The sequence below is a fragment of the Vreelandella titanicae BH1 genome, assembly GCF_000336575.1.
Lineage (GTDB): Bacteria > Pseudomonadota > Gammaproteobacteria > Pseudomonadales > Halomonadaceae > Vreelandella > Vreelandella titanicae.
In genome coordinates, this window is the sequence record NZ_AOPO01000016.1 from 1 (window position 1) to 15473 (window position 15473).

21 protein-coding genes are annotated in these 15473 nt (G+C 51.7%); 1 reads left to right on the forward strand and 20 read right to left on the reverse strand.

Annotated features, from left to right (window positions below):
• From HALTITAN_RS20460 to HALTITAN_RS20525, 13 genes are all read right to left on the reverse strand, one after another.
• The coding region (locus HALTITAN_RS20460) for a transposase (protein WP_039860296.1) at window positions 1-198 on the reverse strand (198 nt) is incomplete at its 3' end.
• 78 nt (window positions 199-276) lie between these two features.
• A complete protein-coding gene (locus tag HALTITAN_RS20465; RefSeq protein ID WP_039860299.1) occupies window positions 277-2589 on the reverse strand; it encodes a heavy metal translocating P-type ATPase in 2313 nt (770 codons plus the stop codon).
• Entirely contained in the window at window positions 2582-3040 is a 459-nt protein-coding gene (locus tag HALTITAN_RS20470) for a hypothetical protein (protein WP_009288235.1), read from the reverse strand. The genes HALTITAN_RS20465 and HALTITAN_RS20470 overlap by 8 nt, the downstream gene beginning before the upstream one ends.
• 27 nt (window positions 3041-3067) lie before the next feature.
• Complete coding sequence (locus HALTITAN_RS20475) at window positions 3068-4405, reverse strand: APC family permease (protein ID WP_039860301.1); 1338 nt, start codon at window positions 4403-4405, stop codon at window positions 3068-3070.
• Window positions 4406-4625: 220 nt separating this feature from the next.
• Entirely contained in the window at window positions 4626-4970 is a 345-nt protein-coding gene (locus HALTITAN_RS20480; protein ID WP_039860304.1) for a hypothetical protein, read from the reverse strand.
• 40 nt (window positions 4971-5010) lie between these two features.
• On the reverse strand, window positions 5011-5217 hold the full coding sequence (locus tag HALTITAN_RS20485; protein ID WP_039860397.1) for a DUF2933 domain-containing protein: 207 nt from the start codon (window positions 5215-5217) through the stop codon (window positions 5011-5013).
• A gap of 1156 nt (window positions 5218-6373) precedes the next feature.
• Complete coding sequence (locus HALTITAN_RS20495) at window positions 6374-6880, reverse strand: c-type cytochrome (RefSeq protein WP_051052160.1); 507 nt, start codon at window positions 6878-6880, stop codon at window positions 6374-6376.
• Window positions 6873-7739 (reverse strand): WD40/YVTN/BNR-like repeat-containing protein, encoded by an 867-nt coding sequence (locus HALTITAN_RS20500; protein WP_039860306.1) that lies wholly within the window; start codon window positions 7737-7739, stop codon window positions 6873-6875. The genes HALTITAN_RS20495 and HALTITAN_RS20500 overlap by 8 nt, the downstream gene beginning before the upstream one ends.
• A gap of 23 nt (window positions 7740-7762) precedes the next feature.
• Window positions 7763-8506, reverse strand: a complete 744-nt coding sequence (locus tag HALTITAN_RS20505; protein WP_009288237.1) for a cytochrome c biogenesis CcdA family protein — start codon at window positions 8504-8506, stop codon at window positions 7763-7765.
• 15 nt (window positions 8507-8521) lie between these two features.
• Complete coding sequence (locus HALTITAN_RS20510; RefSeq protein WP_039860309.1) at window positions 8522-8905, reverse strand: hypothetical protein; 384 nt, start codon at window positions 8903-8905, stop codon at window positions 8522-8524.
• Window positions 8906-8917: 12 nt separating this feature from the next.
• Window positions 8918-9466 (reverse strand): TlpA family protein disulfide reductase, encoded by a 549-nt coding sequence (locus HALTITAN_RS20515; RefSeq protein ID WP_008958476.1) that lies wholly within the window; start codon window positions 9464-9466, stop codon window positions 8918-8920.
• 14 nt (window positions 9467-9480) lie between these two features.
• Complete coding sequence (locus tag HALTITAN_RS20520; RefSeq protein WP_009288238.1) at window positions 9481-9921, reverse strand: DUF411 domain-containing protein; 441 nt, start codon at window positions 9919-9921, stop codon at window positions 9481-9483.
• A 100-nt stretch (window positions 9922-10021) separates the two neighbouring features.
• Entirely contained in the window at window positions 10022-10258 is a 237-nt protein-coding gene (locus HALTITAN_RS20525; RefSeq protein WP_039860312.1) for a hypothetical protein, read from the reverse strand.
• 244 nt (window positions 10259-10502) lie between these two features.
• Here HALTITAN_RS20525 and HALTITAN_RS20530 point away from each other — a divergent pair, with 244 nt between their 5' ends.
• Entirely contained in the window at window positions 10503-10928 is a 426-nt protein-coding gene (locus tag HALTITAN_RS20530) for a MerR family transcriptional regulator (protein WP_009288239.1), read from the forward strand.
• Here the strand turns inward: HALTITAN_RS20530 and HALTITAN_RS20535 are convergent.
• The 7 genes from HALTITAN_RS20535 to HALTITAN_RS26245 all read right to left on the reverse strand — a co-directional run bounded on the left by HALTITAN_RS20535 (window position 10925) and on the right by HALTITAN_RS26245 (window position 15460).
• Window positions 10925-11659, reverse strand: a complete 735-nt coding sequence (locus HALTITAN_RS20535; protein ID WP_009288240.1) for a sulfite exporter TauE/SafE family protein — start codon at window positions 11657-11659, stop codon at window positions 10925-10927. The genes HALTITAN_RS20530 and HALTITAN_RS20535 overlap by 4 nt on opposite strands.
• Window positions 11660-12202 (reverse strand): protein-disulfide reductase DsbD N-terminal domain-containing protein, encoded by a 543-nt coding sequence (locus HALTITAN_RS20540; RefSeq protein WP_009288241.1) that lies wholly within the window; start codon window positions 12200-12202, stop codon window positions 11660-11662.
• On the reverse strand, window positions 12199-13011 hold the full coding sequence (lgt, locus tag HALTITAN_RS20545) for a prolipoprotein diacylglyceryl transferase (protein WP_008958484.1): 813 nt from the start codon (window positions 13009-13011) through the stop codon (window positions 12199-12201). The genes HALTITAN_RS20540 and lgt overlap by 4 nt, the downstream gene beginning before the upstream one ends.
• Window positions 13012-13078: 67 nt before the next feature.
• Window positions 13079-13606, reverse strand: a complete 528-nt coding sequence (locus HALTITAN_RS20550; protein ID WP_009288242.1) for a DsbE family thiol:disulfide interchange protein — start codon at window positions 13604-13606, stop codon at window positions 13079-13081.
• Between the two features lie 89 nt (window positions 13607-13695).
• Window positions 13696-14373: a TVP38/TMEM64 family protein gene (locus HALTITAN_RS20555; protein ID WP_039860315.1), complete on the reverse strand. Its 678-nt coding sequence runs from the start codon at window positions 14371-14373 to the stop codon at window positions 13696-13698.
• 61 nt (window positions 14374-14434) lie between these two features.
• The gene (dsbG, locus tag HALTITAN_RS20560) at window positions 14435-15265 is read right to left on the reverse strand and encodes a thiol:disulfide interchange protein DsbG (protein ID WP_051052162.1); all 831 of its coding nucleotides are present in this window, start codon (window positions 15263-15265) and stop codon (window positions 14435-14437) included.
• A 60-nt stretch (window positions 15266-15325) separates the two neighbouring features.
• Window positions 15326-15460 (reverse strand): hypothetical protein, encoded by a 135-nt coding sequence (locus HALTITAN_RS26245; protein WP_085947164.1) that lies wholly within the window; start codon window positions 15458-15460, stop codon window positions 15326-15328.
• Window positions 15461-15473: the final 13 nt, after the last annotated feature.

Here is a 15473-nt window from a genome sequence, read left to right on the forward strand (position 1 = left end):
TAAACGACGGTTTTCAGCTTGGAGATCATTGTCTTCTTGCCGTTGTTCTACCGGCTTATCGTAGCGCTTGATCCAGTGGTACAAGCTGTGGCCTGACACGCCCAAACGCTCAGCGACCTCGGCAACTCGATGGCCACGCTCTACCACCTGTTTAACGGCTTCGATTTTGAATTCTTCAGTGTAACGGGGACGGCTCATGGATCCTCCTAGGTACCTTTAGTATAAGGCCTAGAGGTGTCTACGAAACCCGGGGCGATTCATTGAGACCGTCATGTCTTACTTCATAGCAATCATCCTAAGTCGTAAAGCATTGCCAATCACGCTCACTGAAGAGAGTGACATCGCCGCCGCCGCGATAATCGGTGATAACAGCATACCTGTGAAGGGGTACAAAATCCCTGCGGCAATGGGGATGCCTGCCGCGTTGTAAGCAAAGGCAAAAAAGAGATTTTGGCGGATATTACGCATGGTGGCTTTAGAGAGTTTATGCGCCGTGGCAATACCGGTAAGATCTCCTCGCAGTAGGGTAACCCCAGCGCTTTCTATTGCTACGTCGGTACCGGTTCCCATGGCAATGCCGACATCCGCTGTAGCCAGCGCAGGTGCATCGTTCACGCCGTCGCCGGCCATGACAACAATGCGCCCTTCATCACGGAGACGCTGAATCACTCGGCCCTTGTCTTCTGGAAGCACTTCAGCTTCGACCTCATCAATGCTTAGCCGACGCGCCACAGCTTCTGCGGAGGTACGATTATCGCCTGTCAGCATCACCACTCGAATACCGTCAGCCTGGAGTGAACGAATGGCTTCTTCGGTGGTTTCCTTGATAGGATCAGCAATGGCGAGAAGCCCAGCCAAATTCCCGTCGATGCTCGCAAAGATGACTGTAGCACCGTCACTGCGCAATTGATCGGCGCGTGTGTCTTGAGACTGGGTGTTAACGCCTTCGCTTTCCATCAAGAGCCGATTGCCCAGGGCAATACGCTTGCCATCTATCTGGCCTATAACGCCCATGCCGTTGGGAGCCTCGAAGTCCAACGCTTCTGTTAATTTTACCTCTGCCTCTTTAGCCTTTTCGACTATCGCATGGGCCAAGGGATGCTCGCTGCCTCGCTCAAGACTAGCTGCCAAGCGCAAAAGCTCCGATTCAGCAATGCCTTCAGTGAGAATCAACTCGGTCACTCGTGGTTTGCCTTCGGTAAGCGTGCCGGTTTTGTCGACGACGACGGTGTCGACCTTCTCTAGACGTTCAAGAGCTTCGGCGTCGCGGATCAACACGCCTAACTGGGCACCGCGCCCTACACCCACCATAATCGACATGGGGGTAGCGAGGCCTAGCGCGCACGGGCAGGCAATGATCAGAACACTAACCGCCGCAATCAGGCCAAACGCCATCGGCGGGGTAGGGCCCCACAATGACCAGGCGATGAAAGCCACAACGGCAATGAGAATAACGACGGGTACAAAGATGCTGGCGACTTTGTCGGCAAGCCCTTGAATGGGTGCGCGGCTACGCTGGGCGCTGGCGACCATTTGCACAATTTGCGACAGCATCGTGTCTTGGCCAACCTTGTCAGCGCGCATGACGAATGATCCTTGCCCATTGATACTGCCGCCAATAACGCCATCGCCAACTTCTTTTTTTACCGCTAGCGGTTCGCCGGTAACCATGGATTCGTCAACGTTGGAACGACCTTCCATCACTTCGCCGTCTAATGGCACCTTATCGCCGGGGCGCACCCGGAGACGATCCCCAACCTGAACCTGGTCAAGGGAGATATCTTCCTCATTGCCCTGATCATCAAGGCGTCGAGCGGTAGCGGGTGCTAGGTCGAGCAGAGCACGAATAGCACCAGAGGTTTTTTCACGAGCGCGTAGCTCTAATACTTGCCCCAGTAAAACTAAAACGACAATCACTGCTGCAGCTTCGAAATAAACGGCCACCGAGCCATCGGCTTGACGGAAGGTGTCGGGAAAGATGCCCGGTGTGAGGGTGGCCAGCAAACTGTAGATCAACGCGGTGCCGGTACCGATCGCGATTAGCGTGAACATATTAAGGCTGCGACGCACTAGCGAACGCCATCCGCGTACAAAGAATGGCCAACCTGCCCAGACGACGACTGGCGTTGCCAGCACCAGTTGAATCCAGTTAGAGGTTTGCTGGGAAATCAAATGCATAAGGCCAAACACATGCCCACCCATTTCTAGGGCAAACACGGGTAGGGTTAGTACTAGGCCGATCCAGAAACGCCTGGTCATGTCCTTGAGTTCGTCCGAAGGGCCGGTGTCAGCAGAGACGGTCTCAGGTTCCAACGCCATGCCACAGATAGGGCAGTCGCCTGGGCCTTCTCGTCGAACTTCTGGGTGCATCGGGCAAGTATAAATAGATCCCGAGGGTACTGACGCTTGTGACTGTTTGCTTGGCTCAAGATACGCGTCAGGCTTGGCAACAAACTTATCCTGACACTTTTCTGAGCAGAAGTACCACGTCTTACCCGCGTGATTGGCACGGTGGTGAGTAGCATGAGGATCTACGTCCATGCCACAAACAGGGTCTTTTACCTTTGTCTCGGCATGGTTTTCAGACATCGTTCATTCTCCCTGTTTGGCGAACAAGGCGCATGGCTTCGTGCTCTTCAAGATCTAAAAGAGACTCTAGGAGCTCTTTAGCTTCTGGAATTTCCGCTTTGCCGACCAGGGTTCGATAAAGATTTATCGTTTGTTCATGGAAATCAAAAACCTCCCGGCAAATGTCGTCAACACTTAGCGTAGAGTAGGGAGCATCGCAGGTACGATGCGTACGGATAGGTTTATGCTCCAAATAGTCATAAACGTAGGTTTTTAATGCTTTCGCGTCAGCAGTCTGTTCAAAGCGCGCCACAACGCGCTGCATTTCCGCTTCCTGTGCAGCTAAGTAATTGAGCAACATGCGAGCGCGCTCTTCTTCGTGTATATCGGCGCAATGAGCAAGGCAAGCTGCAAGATGCTCGTGTAACTGACGGGTCCAATCGATCAATTCACCAAAGGTTCTAACGTCCATTTGGTACCTCCTATAACGCTATTAACGTTAATGAGTGTGAGAGTGCTCGCTATCGTTTGAAGCGTCGCGTTTGGATAGGAAAATCCATTCGCCGAGTAAAAGAGTAGCCATTACTACGCCAGCAACGATGAGCACCATGGGGTCCGAGATGGCTTTTACCCATAAAAAGCCGATTAACACGACAGCATCTAGTAGTATGGCAATGCTAGGAATAACAGGATTAGCCCCCACTCTGTCCTTGAGATGACGAAGCACACCCCAGTGGATGGCCATATCCATGATCAGGTAGAAAATGATGCCTAATGCTGCGATGCGGCTCAGGTCAAAAAAAGCGGTGAGCACTAAGCCAAATACGATGGTGTACACCAGTGTATGCTTTTGTACACTGCCGGGCATGTGGAAATGGCGGTGAGGAACCAGCTTCATTTCTGTCAGCATGGCGAGCATGCGTGAAACGGCAAAGACGCTGGCGATGATACCGCCCGCCGTTGCCAACATGGCGAGAATGACGGTAAACGCAACTGCCGCTTCACCCAGTGCGGGACGGGCAGCGGCGGCCAGGGAGTAGTCTTGGGTTTCGATAATTTCAGGCAAAGATAGGTTGCTGGCAACGGCAAAACCGACAAGGGCATAGATCACCACGCATAGCGCAATCGAGATCGTGATAGCTTTGCCAAGATTCCGCTTAGGATCTTTAAGCTCCGAACCACTATTGGTAATCGTCGTGAAGCCTTTAAATGCCAGTATGCCGAGCGCCGTAGCACCTAAAAAGTCCGTTATCGTAGGCGTAGGTGCATCGTTGCCAGCACCCATTTCGATGGAGTCGGCAATAAACACGCCGACAATACCAAACACTATAATGCCACCTATTTTGATAAATCCGAGCACCGAGGCGACGGTCTCGATCAAGCGGTTGGCGGATAAATTGATCAAAAAGGCTATTAGCAGTAAACCAACCCCGAGTAGGGGCACAAATAGTGAACGATCCCCCAGGTCAAACAGCTCAAGCGTATAAGAGCCAAACGTTCTCGCCAAAAAACTCTGTGCGATCACCATGGAAAAATACATCAGGAGGGCATGAAAGGCGGTGGGAAGCGTCGGGCCATACGCTTCCTGTAAATACATGCCAATCCCACCTGCTGAAGGGAAGGTATTGGACATTTTAACGTAAGAATAAGCGCTGAAAGAGACAATGACGGCAGCGGCCAGAAAGGCTAGAGGAAATAGCCGACCAGTCATTTCGGCCATTTGGCAGGTTAGCGCAAAAATACCGGCCCCAATCATCACGCCGGTGCCTAATGCAACGGCACCGACCAACGAAAGACTGTTTTCTTTATATTGTGGCGTTCTATCCAGCCCAACCATGAAAACGACTCCTTGTATTAACGGCAACCACAGTAACGGTAACTGCCGAGGACTCCTGTGGGGTGTTTTTTGATGCTATAGAAATTAAATATAGAACCTATGTGTAGCCACATGGCAAATGACTGACGGAAGGTCTGATTTTGCGAGGCTGCAGGCAAGCACCTCTTACTCTAAAACAGCCAGTCTTGCTCCTGGTTGTGTCATGTAGCTGTTATGACTATTAATGACAGCTCCAAGGTTCCTGTTTAGCGTTGTCTTTAACGTTCTGATCGACGAAACGATAATACTCCTCCTTAAAGCGGTTCCACCGATCAGCGCTGACCTTTACTTCATGGAGCTTGAGAATTTTTTCAACGTCATCGATGCAGAGCCTCAGCGCATCGTAAGCAAGGCTGATATTTCGGTTTTTCTCGTTGTAGACCACCTTATCCATTCCATAGAGTCGGTCGATATCTGACAGCGCTTCTTCAATGCGTTTGGGTTTACTGGGTTTGATTTTTAAATTCCGAGTCACCAGTGTGTTTTTGGAAACACCCAAGCGGTGCTCTTGTTGTGTCGTTCTCATGGTCTTTCTCCCAGGCGCGTACATGTATATATAGAGTGGTTCAGTCCTTGTCTATTTTGTCCTTATGACCGCTGTGGTGTTTATGCATGAAAATATGCATCAGTGGGCATGCTGCCAAAAAGAGGAAAGGTAAGAACTGAAAGAGGTGGAGACGGTGCTCGGTTCCAATCAGGTATCCCGCCCAAATGACAAACCCAGCAAGTGGCACCCACAACATCAGCAAACGACTACTTGTACTGTTACTCATAATCACCTCCGTAACCTGGAAGACTTCGCCCAAAGAGCCAACAGCAGTTAAGGCCGTTGGTTTGGGAAAAATCAAATAAGTAACCCTAATAACAGCATGGATGACTTGTCTGAACGCAACCTGAACAGCGACGGATAGAAATATGATCCTGATCAAGCGCCTCGCAAAAAGTAGGCGATAATTACCCAAGCGGTATCCATAGCCTCATTCCCATCATCATTAGGTTTTCGGTGAGCGATACAAAGCTTAATGGGTATTACTGTTGCCGACACAGGCGCACTTGAGCTCACGTTTATCGAGGTATATCGCTTTAAAGACAGAACCTGTCACACGGTGCCAACGAATAGCGCCAGTGGCGCAGCCAGCCAGATAAGCGTATCAGCCAGCATTAGTAGCTTCGGAAGTATCTAGGCGTGAAGGTAAACGTAACTGAAGGGGACTTGGCGCTGGGCGTGCAGGTCATAGTTGAGAAACATGGCGCTAAAGCTCGCTACGCCCTGCAGCTTTTGCAGACCCGGGGGTATGATCGCTGTGGCTACGGCATACTCTAGCACGCGTGCAGTGAATATTATGCACTGAACCTCCCAACTGGCAGAAAAATCGATGAGTAACGCAGTGGCAAAAATTGCCAGCACAGGGCGATAGGTGGTCGCATTAGGGTCTGAAACGCTAACTCCCAGGTGCTCATGAAGCTCTTCATAGCCGCCAATGCGTTCATAGCCCAGATATCCCTGGGAAATCGTATCGACATGTTCCTGCTCTGTAAACGCGTCAATCTCTTACCGCGAAGTCAGCAGGTTTACGTTCACCTAAGGCCCATGTGCACGAGCAGGTCAACGATCTACAAGCCAAACGGACATATGTACTCTCCTGTTTGCAACCATAAGCGCGAGCGCTGGAGTGGGTCGTTGTCACCGTTATGAACCTCTTAGTTGTTTATTAACACTATATTGCTTACCTAACATAATAATCTAACTCCCTTCCACAGCCTTCAGATCAAATATGTGGCGCGACGAAAACTTTATTGTGAAGTGAGCCAGTCGATCTTACTAAGCCTGAAGGCGCCTCAGTCGTTAGGTAATAAGTTTATTTTATTATGAAATTTGTTAACTTCCATGTCTCAACATAAACATTTGAGATTCGCTAAAGTGTATATTTATTCGCTGACAATGCGAAGTTGGTTTTCTAAGTAAGGGCTAGCATTCGCCGGGAGCAGGTTTGGAAAGGGGTTCTCAACACTTTCGTCTGCTTGGTGACGCCTTTGCTCTTGTGTCCATAATGTCTTGAGATAATTCACCACATCTCGTATCTCGCTGGGAGCCAAAACTTCCTGGTACGCTGGCATCGTTAGCCTATCGGTTTTATTCCAAGGGTCGCGCCAACCCTCGGCAATAATTCTATAGAGCATGGCATCAGAGTGTTTCCAGGTATGTCCCTCTGGTCCATGTGGTGGAGCCGGCAACTCCCCTAGAGCGTTTTGCTCTTCCCAGTTGGGCATGCCCTCGCCTTGTGCACCGTGGCAACTGGCACAGTATTGTCGGTAAACTCTTTTTCCGTCCTCTAACTGAGACGTATCGCTGGAAGAAGGGCGGTCCTCAGCCATGGCGTGTCCCACAACCATTAGCGTCAGCCATGAGGCAGAGAAAAAATAGCGCTTACGCATCGGGATAAGTCCAAGATCGGCCTTCGTTTTTACTGTGCAACAGTTCCCCTTTTTGGTTTAAACCATAGAGCGTGCCTTTCGCCGAGAGTGTGAGCGCAACGAGTTCTGTGCCATCACCAGCTACTTGCTGCCACTCTTGACCACCATTATCACTACGCCATAGGCCCTGCTGCGTAGCTACATAGACTCGCTTTGGGTTGTCAAGGCTATAAGCCACATCATAGACGCTGCCAGCATCAAGTGCTCCGGTCGGTCTCCATCCGCAAAAGCAGTCCATCGATAGACGCACCGCATCGACCGATACCGCGTAGAGCCAGCCGGTCTGCATGCTGCCTTCCATGTCAGAGTGGATGAGTCGGTTAACCTTCTGTGAAGGGCCGCTGTCCATTTTCTTCCAGGTGTCGCCAGCATCCTCGCTTTGGTAGATGCCGTTATCGGCAATCACCGCATAAAGTGTTTCGTTCTGGCGGCGATGTACGGTTAGCGCAGTTACCTCACGGCTAGGTAAGTTAGCGTTGAGCTCTTGCCAGGTTTCCCCATCATCGGTGCTACGCTGCACCCCAATTGAGGTGCCTGCAATATAGAGCGTTTGCGGGTCATTGTAGGGTACCGATACCGCTAGCAACTGGCCTTCAGTCACGTCTTCGGGCAAGGGAATCGCATTCCAAGCCATGCCTTCATCGGTACGCTGGAATAGCTGGTTGGCCTCAATCTTAAACAGTCGTTTGCCTGTTACGTCATAATGCAGAGAAAGCAACCCTTCTTCGGTTGCCAAGGCCGTGCTGGCGATGCCAAAGCTGACTGCTGACAAACCTGCCAGCAAGAAGACACGTAAAAAACGACTCACGATGTTGCGCATTTCAATATTTCCTTAAATAACGATTAGCCGATAGCCCCGAGGGCAGGGAAAGTGCGCAATAACCAATATGACAGCTCGGATAGTTTGCCTGTGATCATTAAGCTACCCATCAGAATCATGATCAATCCAGCCACTATATGTATAAAACGCCCCCAGCGGCGCAAGAACTTCTGGTGCTTTATGAAGCGATCAAGTGAAAGGGCACTCAGCATGAAGGGCACGCCCAGACCCAAAGAATAAACACCGAGCAACGCCATGCCGATCCAGGCGTTGGCCGTGGAAGCGCTGACGGTAAGAATGGCACCCAGAATCGGGCCAATGCAGGGGGTCCAGCCAAATGCAAACGCTAAACCAAGCAGATAAGCCGCACTGCGGCTTCCACCGACGTCCTTCAGTCGACCCATAAACCGCCATTCTTGCTGAAACCAGCGCCATGGCATGAGCCCGATCATGAAGGCACCAAACAGGATAACGATAAGGCCACCGACTAGGTTTGCTTCTTGGCGATACACCAACAGCAGACGACCAATGGCGGTGGAGCTGGCTCCCAGCAACAAAAAAATGGTTGAAAAACCGAGCACGAACCATATCGACTGGGTTAACACCCGGAGACGCTCTCGTCTATCCGCCTCCTGTAATTGTCCGAGCGAGCGGCCGGTTATGAAAGAAAGATAGCCAGGCACAAGTGGCAAAACACAGGGCGAAATGAACGAGATCAGGCCTGCCAGAAAGGCAGTGACCAGTCCTATATTGGCTACTTCAAGCATTACCCTTTACCCATGCTAGGCTTGGAATTTTGAAGAGGACTGCTTGATTGACTCGCTTTGATCTACTATTTGGCGAGTGGTGGGCGCTGTGCCGGCATTCACTTCTGAAGCGTCTTCTACCCGGGCCTGAACATTGGTTGCGTCGCTTTGCTCGGTCGCTTCACCTTTTTTGTCTTTGCACTTCATCATGCATAGGCCTAATCCGCACATAATGAGACATGGCAATAGGCTCAATAGAATAGGCGCGATGCCGAGCAAGACCAGGTTATCCCAGCCAAAAGCAAGGCCGCCAGCCACTGCCACGCCACCCAGCAACATCAGGCCGCGAGGCCCTGTCAACAGGCCTTGTAGCCCCGATTTTTGTTTGCTCTGTTGGGTTTTGTCGTCACAACAACTCATGGTGCTACCTCATTATCTGGTTGCAATCATTTCGGTAAGAAAGTCGATCATGTCTTGAGTGTTCCACTCGGCTTCCCCCACGAGGCGCCCAATTTCTTTGCCTTGGCGGTCAAGTAGAAGCGTCGTGGGAATACCTACAGCCCCAAGATCTGCACTAGCCATCCCGGTTTTATCTATATAGGGAGCCAGATGCTCAATGCCTATCTCTTGATAAAATTCATTAACAATCTCGATCCCCTTACGGTCGATCGATAAGGCGACCACTTCAAAATTATCGCTGCCAAGCTCAGCCTGGAGGGCATCTAAAGTGGGCATTTCCTCTCGACAAGGCCCACACCATGTTGCCCAGATGTTGAGTAAAATCAGTTTTCCTTCAAAGTCAGCCAACGTTAAAGGGGTGCCGCCGCTATCCTCGAAACTGATTTCCGATACGTCGTTGGGGGTGGCCCAGAGAAGAAACCCTTGTGGCCCTGAGCTTTCTGACGGGGCGGCCATGGCAAGGGATGTGGCAGTCATCAGAAATACGGCTACGAGATATCCTGCCAGGATGGGTAGTTTCATCGCCACACTATCCCTTAGTGAGTCGCGTAAATGTCGGGGCTATCGGTCGGTTGCGAGGCTATGGCATAGACCTCGAGCGGGCCGCGTTTTTCTCCCGACATGCCCGGTGAGCCAAGCGGCATTCCCGGCACACTCAGCCCTATGATAGAGGGTTTTTCATCAAGCACTTGGGTCACGCTCTCAACAGGCACATGCCCTTCGAAGAGATAGTCTCTTACGACCGTGGTATGGCAGCCATGCAGTTCTTCAGGGACGTTATACTCGGCTTTCATTTCAACGAGATCATGGGTGTCGATCGTCTCCACGTCGAAGCCGTTTTGTTCCAAATACTTGGCATATTCGGCACAACACCCGCAATTGGGATTTTTGTAGAGGGTCGCTGATATATCAGCCGCCAATCCCGATACGGGAAAAGCCAGCAAAGACGTAACAGCTAGCGCTTTCCAATGTTTCATATATTGAGTGTCCGGTTAGTTAACAGGGCGGAAGGTCTCATTGACGCTACCCGGATAAGAAAAAGGTTGCTTGCGTACAAGCAACCCCATCCGAGTCGTTTCAAGCATCGTCGTTCTCATGCTGCATGTTTTCCATCATGGCGTTACATTTTTCCATCATGGACTTCATATCGCCCATCATGTCGTGCATACCACCTTCTTGCATCATATTGCTATGCATGTCATTGCCCTCCATCGGCTCCTGCTGATTCTCTTCTTGGGCAAGAAGCGAGCCAGCTCCGAAGCTACTGGCAACGATAATGGCAGTAAACAGGATCGCAGTATTACGTTTACGCATGACACTCTCCTTTGTGTGTGAATCACTCTGCCAAACGAGCTGGTGGTAGGACTTGATTACGGTTTCTACCTTGTGGCAGAGGTGCTTTTGTAAGATATCCTTAAAGCAGACTTTAAGGTCAAGGCCTCATTTTAAATTTCGATGTACAACCGAAAGGTTTGCCATAAGCGCCCGTTGAAGACTTGACCTTTGGGCAGCCTGGCGGTTGTAAGCTGGCTACGAGTAAACAAATGAGGGTAAGCCAATGCGAGTCTCCGAGCTGGCTCAGACGGGAGAGGTAACGGCAGAAACGGTACGTCACTATACAAGGGAAGGGTTGTTGCAACCGCACCGCGACCCGCGCAACGGTTATCAACTCTACGATATAGAGTCCTTGGGGCGCCTACGTTTTATCGACTGCCTGCGTTCGCTGGGCGTTAGTCTTCCAGAGATCAAACAAATATTATCTTGGGCGGATCAAGGCACCGTAGAGTTTAATGAACCAGTACCACTCGCCACTCAAAGGCGACGTCTTCACTTGCGGACCCAAGAACTCCAGGTGATAGCGCGATGGTTAGATAACATGAACCAAGACAAGATGACTGAAAGCTTCAGTCTGAAGGAACTAATCGAATCGCTTGGGACAGGTAAATTAGTTTTCGAGGCTAATGATTCGCGAAGTAATCATTAGTGATGCGGCGAAGTCATGGCACTGTGCGTATCCACCATCCCTATCATGGATTGCAGATGCCAGAGTTGCCAGACGGCAAACGTAATAATCAGCAGCGCTGCTAGCGTACGAGTCGCGGGGCTACGTATCCATATTGAGACACGGCGCGCTGCCACTCCGGTCGCTAGGACGGCAGGCAAGGTGCCGAGCCCAAAGGCCCCCATCATCGCGGCGGCACGCAATGGCTCGGCTACAGCAAGACTCCAGGCCAGCATCGAATAGATTAGCCCACAGGGCATCCAGCCCCATAGCGAGCCAAGTGCGAATGCTTGGGGTACTTTTACAACAGGCATCAAGCGACGGCCTATTGGTTCGATGCGGCGCCACAGGACGCGCCCCAGTGCCTCGATACGTAGCAAGCCCTTCCACCAGTTGGCGATATACAGTGCCATTAGTATCAACATGACCGCCGCCAGGATACGCAACACCAGGGCGAAGCTGTCCAGTGCATGGTTGAGCACGGAACCGAGCAGGGCCACCAAGGCACCAGCGATCATGTAGCTGCTGATACGACCTAAATTATAGCCGAGCAACAGACCTGCTAAACGCCTCGGCTGTCGCATGCTGGGGGGCACAGCAAAGGTCAGGGCACTCATGATGCCGCCACACATGCCGATACAGTGCGCGCCTCCCAGCAAGCCGAAGACGAAGGCCGCCGCCAGCGGCGGCAGGCTCATGTCGGCGGGATTCATTTAAGGGGCACCTTTGGAGCTACCCGCCGTATCACGGGAGGGGCTGATGGTGAAGGCCGCCGGAGGCGAACCGTACGGTGATACGAGTTCGACCTGTTCGGGTGGATAGCAGAGTCCTTGGTCGGAACAGCCCTGAAAGGTCACCATGATGGCCAGCGGCCCGGTAACGGTGTCGCTCGCCTCGATGGGCGCACTCACCAACACCTGATCGTAGAAAACGTTAATGTTCCCTAAAGACGCGTGCGACATTGGCTCGCCAGGAGGCAAAGCCAACTCACCGAAATTGACATCTTGAGAGAGACTCTCAATCGCGAACTGATGCCGGTGAAGGTAGTAATTTTCGGCGGCGGTGAAGCCGATATAAACTCGATCATCGTCTCGCCAGGCGGTGGTTCGGAAGGCTTCTTTAGCCGGTAGAAAGTCACGTTGGGGCGAACGGTTAAAGGGGGAACTTTTGTCACCAACCTCAAACATCTCTTCACGTGCCGCTACCGGGGTGACTATAAAGAGTGCCACCGTTAGAAAAGCGAAGACTTGTTTCATGAGTTTAACGCCGCCTTTGGCTTATCCATTGGCTGACCTCTGGACCAAGCGACCAGAGCAAAGCCCGCGACGATCATTGGTAGTGTCAGTAGCTGCCCCATGGTTAACCAGCCAAAAGCGATGAATCCCAACTGAGGGTCGGGGAGGCGCACGAACTCTACGATGAAACGGAAGGCTCCATACAGAAGCAGGAACAGCCCAGAGATGAGGCCCCGCTGACGTGGTCGGCGCGATAGCCACCACAGCACGGCAAACAACACGACACCTTCAAGGGCAAACTCGTAGAGAGCCGAAGGATGCCGTGGCTCTGGGCCCAGCTCCATCATGGATGGAAACACCATTGCCCAAGGTACATCACTAACTCTCCCCGGTAACTCGTGATTGATGAAGTTCCCGAGGCGACCCGCTCCCAGGCCGATGGGGACTAACGGAGCAATGAAGTCGGTCAGTTGAATAAAAGCCAGTTGATGTTTGCGAGCAAACAGCCAGGCAGCCACTAACACACCGGCAAGGCCGCCATGAAAGCTCATGCCTCCTTCCCAGATTTTTAGTAACCAAAGGGGGTTGGCTTGCAGTTGTTCGAGCCCGTAAAACAGTGCATAGCCAAGGCGGCCGCCAACGATGATGCCGATGGCGGCGTAGAAGATCAGGTCGCCTATATCATCGTGGCTTAGGCCGAGTCGGTGGGCGCGACGCCGACCCAACCACCAAGCGGCCACTAGCCCGATTACATACATTAAGCCATACCAGTGAATCTGAAGAGGGCCTATGGCGATGGCGATCGGGTCGATTTGAGGGTATTGCAGCATATATCTTCCTTAATCAATCGTTACTGTTGGAGTCATCAACAAAAATTATTGCGTCTTAAGAGCCGTTTTATCGTTTCCACTTCTCGACTTCCTGGATGACTCGCTCAACATCTTCAGAAGTTATGTAACCTGTATGTTTGTAACGAATAGTGCCCTCGGTATCGACCAGATAGCTTTCGGGTGCGCCATAAACACCTAGCTCAAAACCTAGGTTACCCTCTGGATCAAAAATATTGACTTCAAAAGGATTCCCAAACTCGTCAAGAAACTCGAGTCCCTTTGCCTGGGTATCCTTGTAGTTGATGCCAACCAAGCGGACGCCTCGCGCGGCTAAGTCCAATAACTGCGGCATTTCATGCTTGCAAGTGGGGCACCACTCTCCCCAAACATTGACCAATGTCACCTTATCTTTAAAAAGAGATTCATCAACGACCCTTGAGGGGTCTTCCAGCGTCGTCAGGTTGAAGGCCGGAAACGGCTGAGCTAACAAGGGGGAATCTCTGGCGCTAGGATCCATTGATAAGCCCTGATAAAAGAAAAAGCTCAAACCAAAAAAGCCCAATAGGGGTAAAAATAGCAATGTCCGAAATTTCACGTATACGTCTCACAGGTAGTAGCGGGTAAGTGCCTGCTGAGCATTGTTAGTGCTTACGGAAGTTGATTTGGAGCACTAGGTTGCATCGGTCATGGCTTTCGAGCCCATAGGCGTTTCGCCAGCAGCGGCAGCAATGTGATGCCACTGATGAGGACCAGCGCGATCATGAGACCACGGGAGTCGGCGGTAATTAGCACTTCGCCGAACTTGACGATCAGATACGCCGTGGGGATTACGCCGGCCAATGTGGCGATCAAAAAGCGCCAGAAGGACAGGGGCGTAATACCTGCCGCATAGCTGATGGCATCAAACGAAATGAAGGGCACCAATCGGGATGCAAAAACGATGAGCATCAAGCCGGTTTGAGAGCGCTCCTTTCCCAGCCAATTGAGGATAGGCCGTGTACGGGGCCAGCGTTGCATCACTTCATAGCCGAGAAAACGAGCAATGCAGAAAGCGAGCAGAGCACCGGCTTCGGCACCGATAACGACATAGGCCGTCCCCCAAGCTGGGCCGTAAAGCGCACCAGCCACCATCGCAATCGGACCACTGGGGATCGGGCTCATGACAATGGCAGCCATCATCATAAAGATGATGGCCAATGGCCCCCAGACGCCCAGCCTATCAACCCACTCACGCAAGGCCTGCTTGTCGGTCAAGACCGACAAGGCGCCGGTTTCCATCAGGATCCAATAGAGGGCCGCCAAGCCCATCAATAGAGTGAGCCCCAAAAAGAGCTTTTGCTTTACGCTAAGCTTGGTTGCCATGTTCATCTCAGTGGTGGGAGTGGGGAGACACGTCATCTCAGCCCTGTACCGTTATGGTGTATCATTCAACACCTAAGATTTCGCGAAGCTGGTCGGTCGACACTGCACCACTGATACGCTGCACTTTCCCGGCTTCATCACGGTAGTAGCTGGTCGGCGTCCCCGTAGCGCCGGCCTCACGCATGATCTGGGCATGCTTTCTGAGAAGCGCTTGGCTCTCCTCCGACGGCTCCACCGGCCTTATGCCGCCATTGCGAAATTCCAATTCATGAGTTTCGAGAGCGCTAACCGGATCGTGGAATTCAAGGATTGCAGCAGCTTTGCGAAGGCTGTCCTCTGATAGCACACCAACCAGCACGTGGCGAAGCTGTAGCACGCCTTGCTCGATTAGCGGACGTGAATTCTTCCAGAGTGCGTTGCAGTAAGGGCAGTTGGGGTCTGTTAGTGTGTACACAACATGTGATGCATCATCATTCCCCTCCGAGATAAAACGTGTGTTTTCAAACGCACTCCAGGTAGCTTCCCGCATGGGTTCCAGCACCAGAGCCTGAAGCTGGCTTTCCATGACGGCATTACCCTGAGGGTCGATTAACGTACCAATGACGGCATAGTCGGAAGAGAAGGAGATATAAGCCGCCATAGGCTCATTATCGTAAGACAAGGCATAGCCTTGGAGATCGTCAGGCGCTTCGAAGGTGCCATGGAATGTGAACCCTTGATCCACCAATACGGTAATCGTCTCGGGCAAGGGAGGCCCAGTGTCGATGACGCTGCTGGCCTGATAACTCTCATTGGCATCGGTTCCTGCTTCCTGCGCCAACGCAGGCAACGCAATAAGACCTAACAGACCTGCAGCAGCTAGGTAATAAGTGAAATGTAGGATATGCCTCATGGATGCTCTCTTTATCAATTACTGTTTTTTACAAGGGATTAGGTCGATCACATTTACTTGCTAGCCTTGGCGTTTCTTATTAAAAAACAGGTGCTTGATAAGCGCAGCAACACCAAGCCCCAGTGCAATAATCAACAAGATAGCTATTAGGCCCATCCCCGCCATACCCCACATGCAGCTTTCACTTCCCATCATTTTGAATTCCTCT

Bases quoted from the DNA above. Each gene is read 5' to 3' on its own strand.
- HALTITAN_RS20530 (WP_009288239.1), top strand. From the start codon at position 10,503: ATGCGAGTCTCCGAGCTGGCTCAGACGGGAGAGGTAACGGCAGAAACG.
- HALTITAN_RS20505 (WP_009288237.1), bottom strand. From the start codon at position 8,506: ATGCTTGAAGTAGCCAATATAGGACTGGTCACTGCCTTTCTGGCAGGC.
- HALTITAN_RS20525 (WP_039860312.1), bottom strand. From the start codon at position 10,258: ATGCGTAAACGTAATACTGCGATCCTGTTTACTGCCATTATCGTTGCC.
- HALTITAN_RS20480 (WP_039860304.1), bottom strand. From the start codon at position 4,970: ATGAGAACGACACAACAAGAGCACCGCTTGGGTGTTTCCAAAAACACA.
- HALTITAN_RS20510 (WP_039860309.1), bottom strand. From the start codon at position 8,905: ATGAGTTGTTGTGACGACAAAACCCAACAGAGCAAACAAAAATCGGGG.
- HALTITAN_RS20540 (WP_009288241.1), bottom strand. From the start codon at position 12,202: ATGAAACAAGTCTTCGCTTTTCTAACGGTGGCACTCTTTATAGTCACC.
- HALTITAN_RS26245 (WP_085947164.1), bottom strand. From the start codon at position 15,460: ATGATGGGAAGTGAAAGCTGCATGTGGGGTATGGCGGGGATGGGCCTA.
- HALTITAN_RS20515 (WP_008958476.1), bottom strand. From the start codon at position 9,466: ATGAAACTACCCATCCTGGCAGGATATCTCGTAGCCGTATTTCTGATG.
- HALTITAN_RS20500 (WP_039860306.1), bottom strand. From the start codon at position 7,739: ATGCGCAACATCGTGAGTCGTTTTTTACGTGTCTTCTTGCTGGCAGGT.
- HALTITAN_RS20475 (WP_039860301.1), bottom strand. From the start codon at position 4,405: ATGGTTGGGCTGGATAGAACGCCACAATATAAAGAAAACAGTCTTTCG.
- lgt (WP_008958484.1), bottom strand. From the start codon at position 13,011: ATGCTGCAATACCCTCAAATCGACCCGATCGCCATCGCCATAGGCCCT.
- HALTITAN_RS20465 (WP_039860299.1), bottom strand. From the start codon at position 2,589: ATGTCTGAAAACCATGCCGAGACAAAGGTAAAAGACCCTGTTTGTGGC.
- HALTITAN_RS20485 (WP_039860397.1), bottom strand. From the start codon at position 5,217: ATGAGTAACAGTACAAGTAGTCGTTTGCTGATGTTGTGGGTGCCACTT.
- HALTITAN_RS20495 (WP_051052160.1), bottom strand. From the start codon at position 6,880: ATGCGTAAGCGCTATTTTTTCTCTGCCTCATGGCTGACGCTAATGGTT.
- HALTITAN_RS20555 (WP_039860315.1), bottom strand. From the start codon at position 14,373: ATGGCAACCAAGCTTAGCGTAAAGCAAAAGCTCTTTTTGGGGCTCACT.
- HALTITAN_RS20520 (WP_009288238.1), bottom strand. From the start codon at position 9,921: ATGAAACATTGGAAAGCGCTAGCTGTTACGTCTTTGCTGGCTTTTCCC.
- dsbG (WP_051052162.1), bottom strand. From the start codon at position 15,265: ATGAGGCATATCCTACATTTCACTTATTACCTAGCTGCTGCAGGTCTG.
- HALTITAN_RS20535 (WP_009288240.1), bottom strand. From the start codon at position 11,659: ATGAATCCCGCCGACATGAGCCTGCCGCCGCTGGCGGCGGCCTTCGTC.
- HALTITAN_RS20470 (WP_009288235.1), bottom strand. From the start codon at position 3,040: ATGGACGTTAGAACCTTTGGTGAATTGATCGATTGGACCCGTCAGTTA.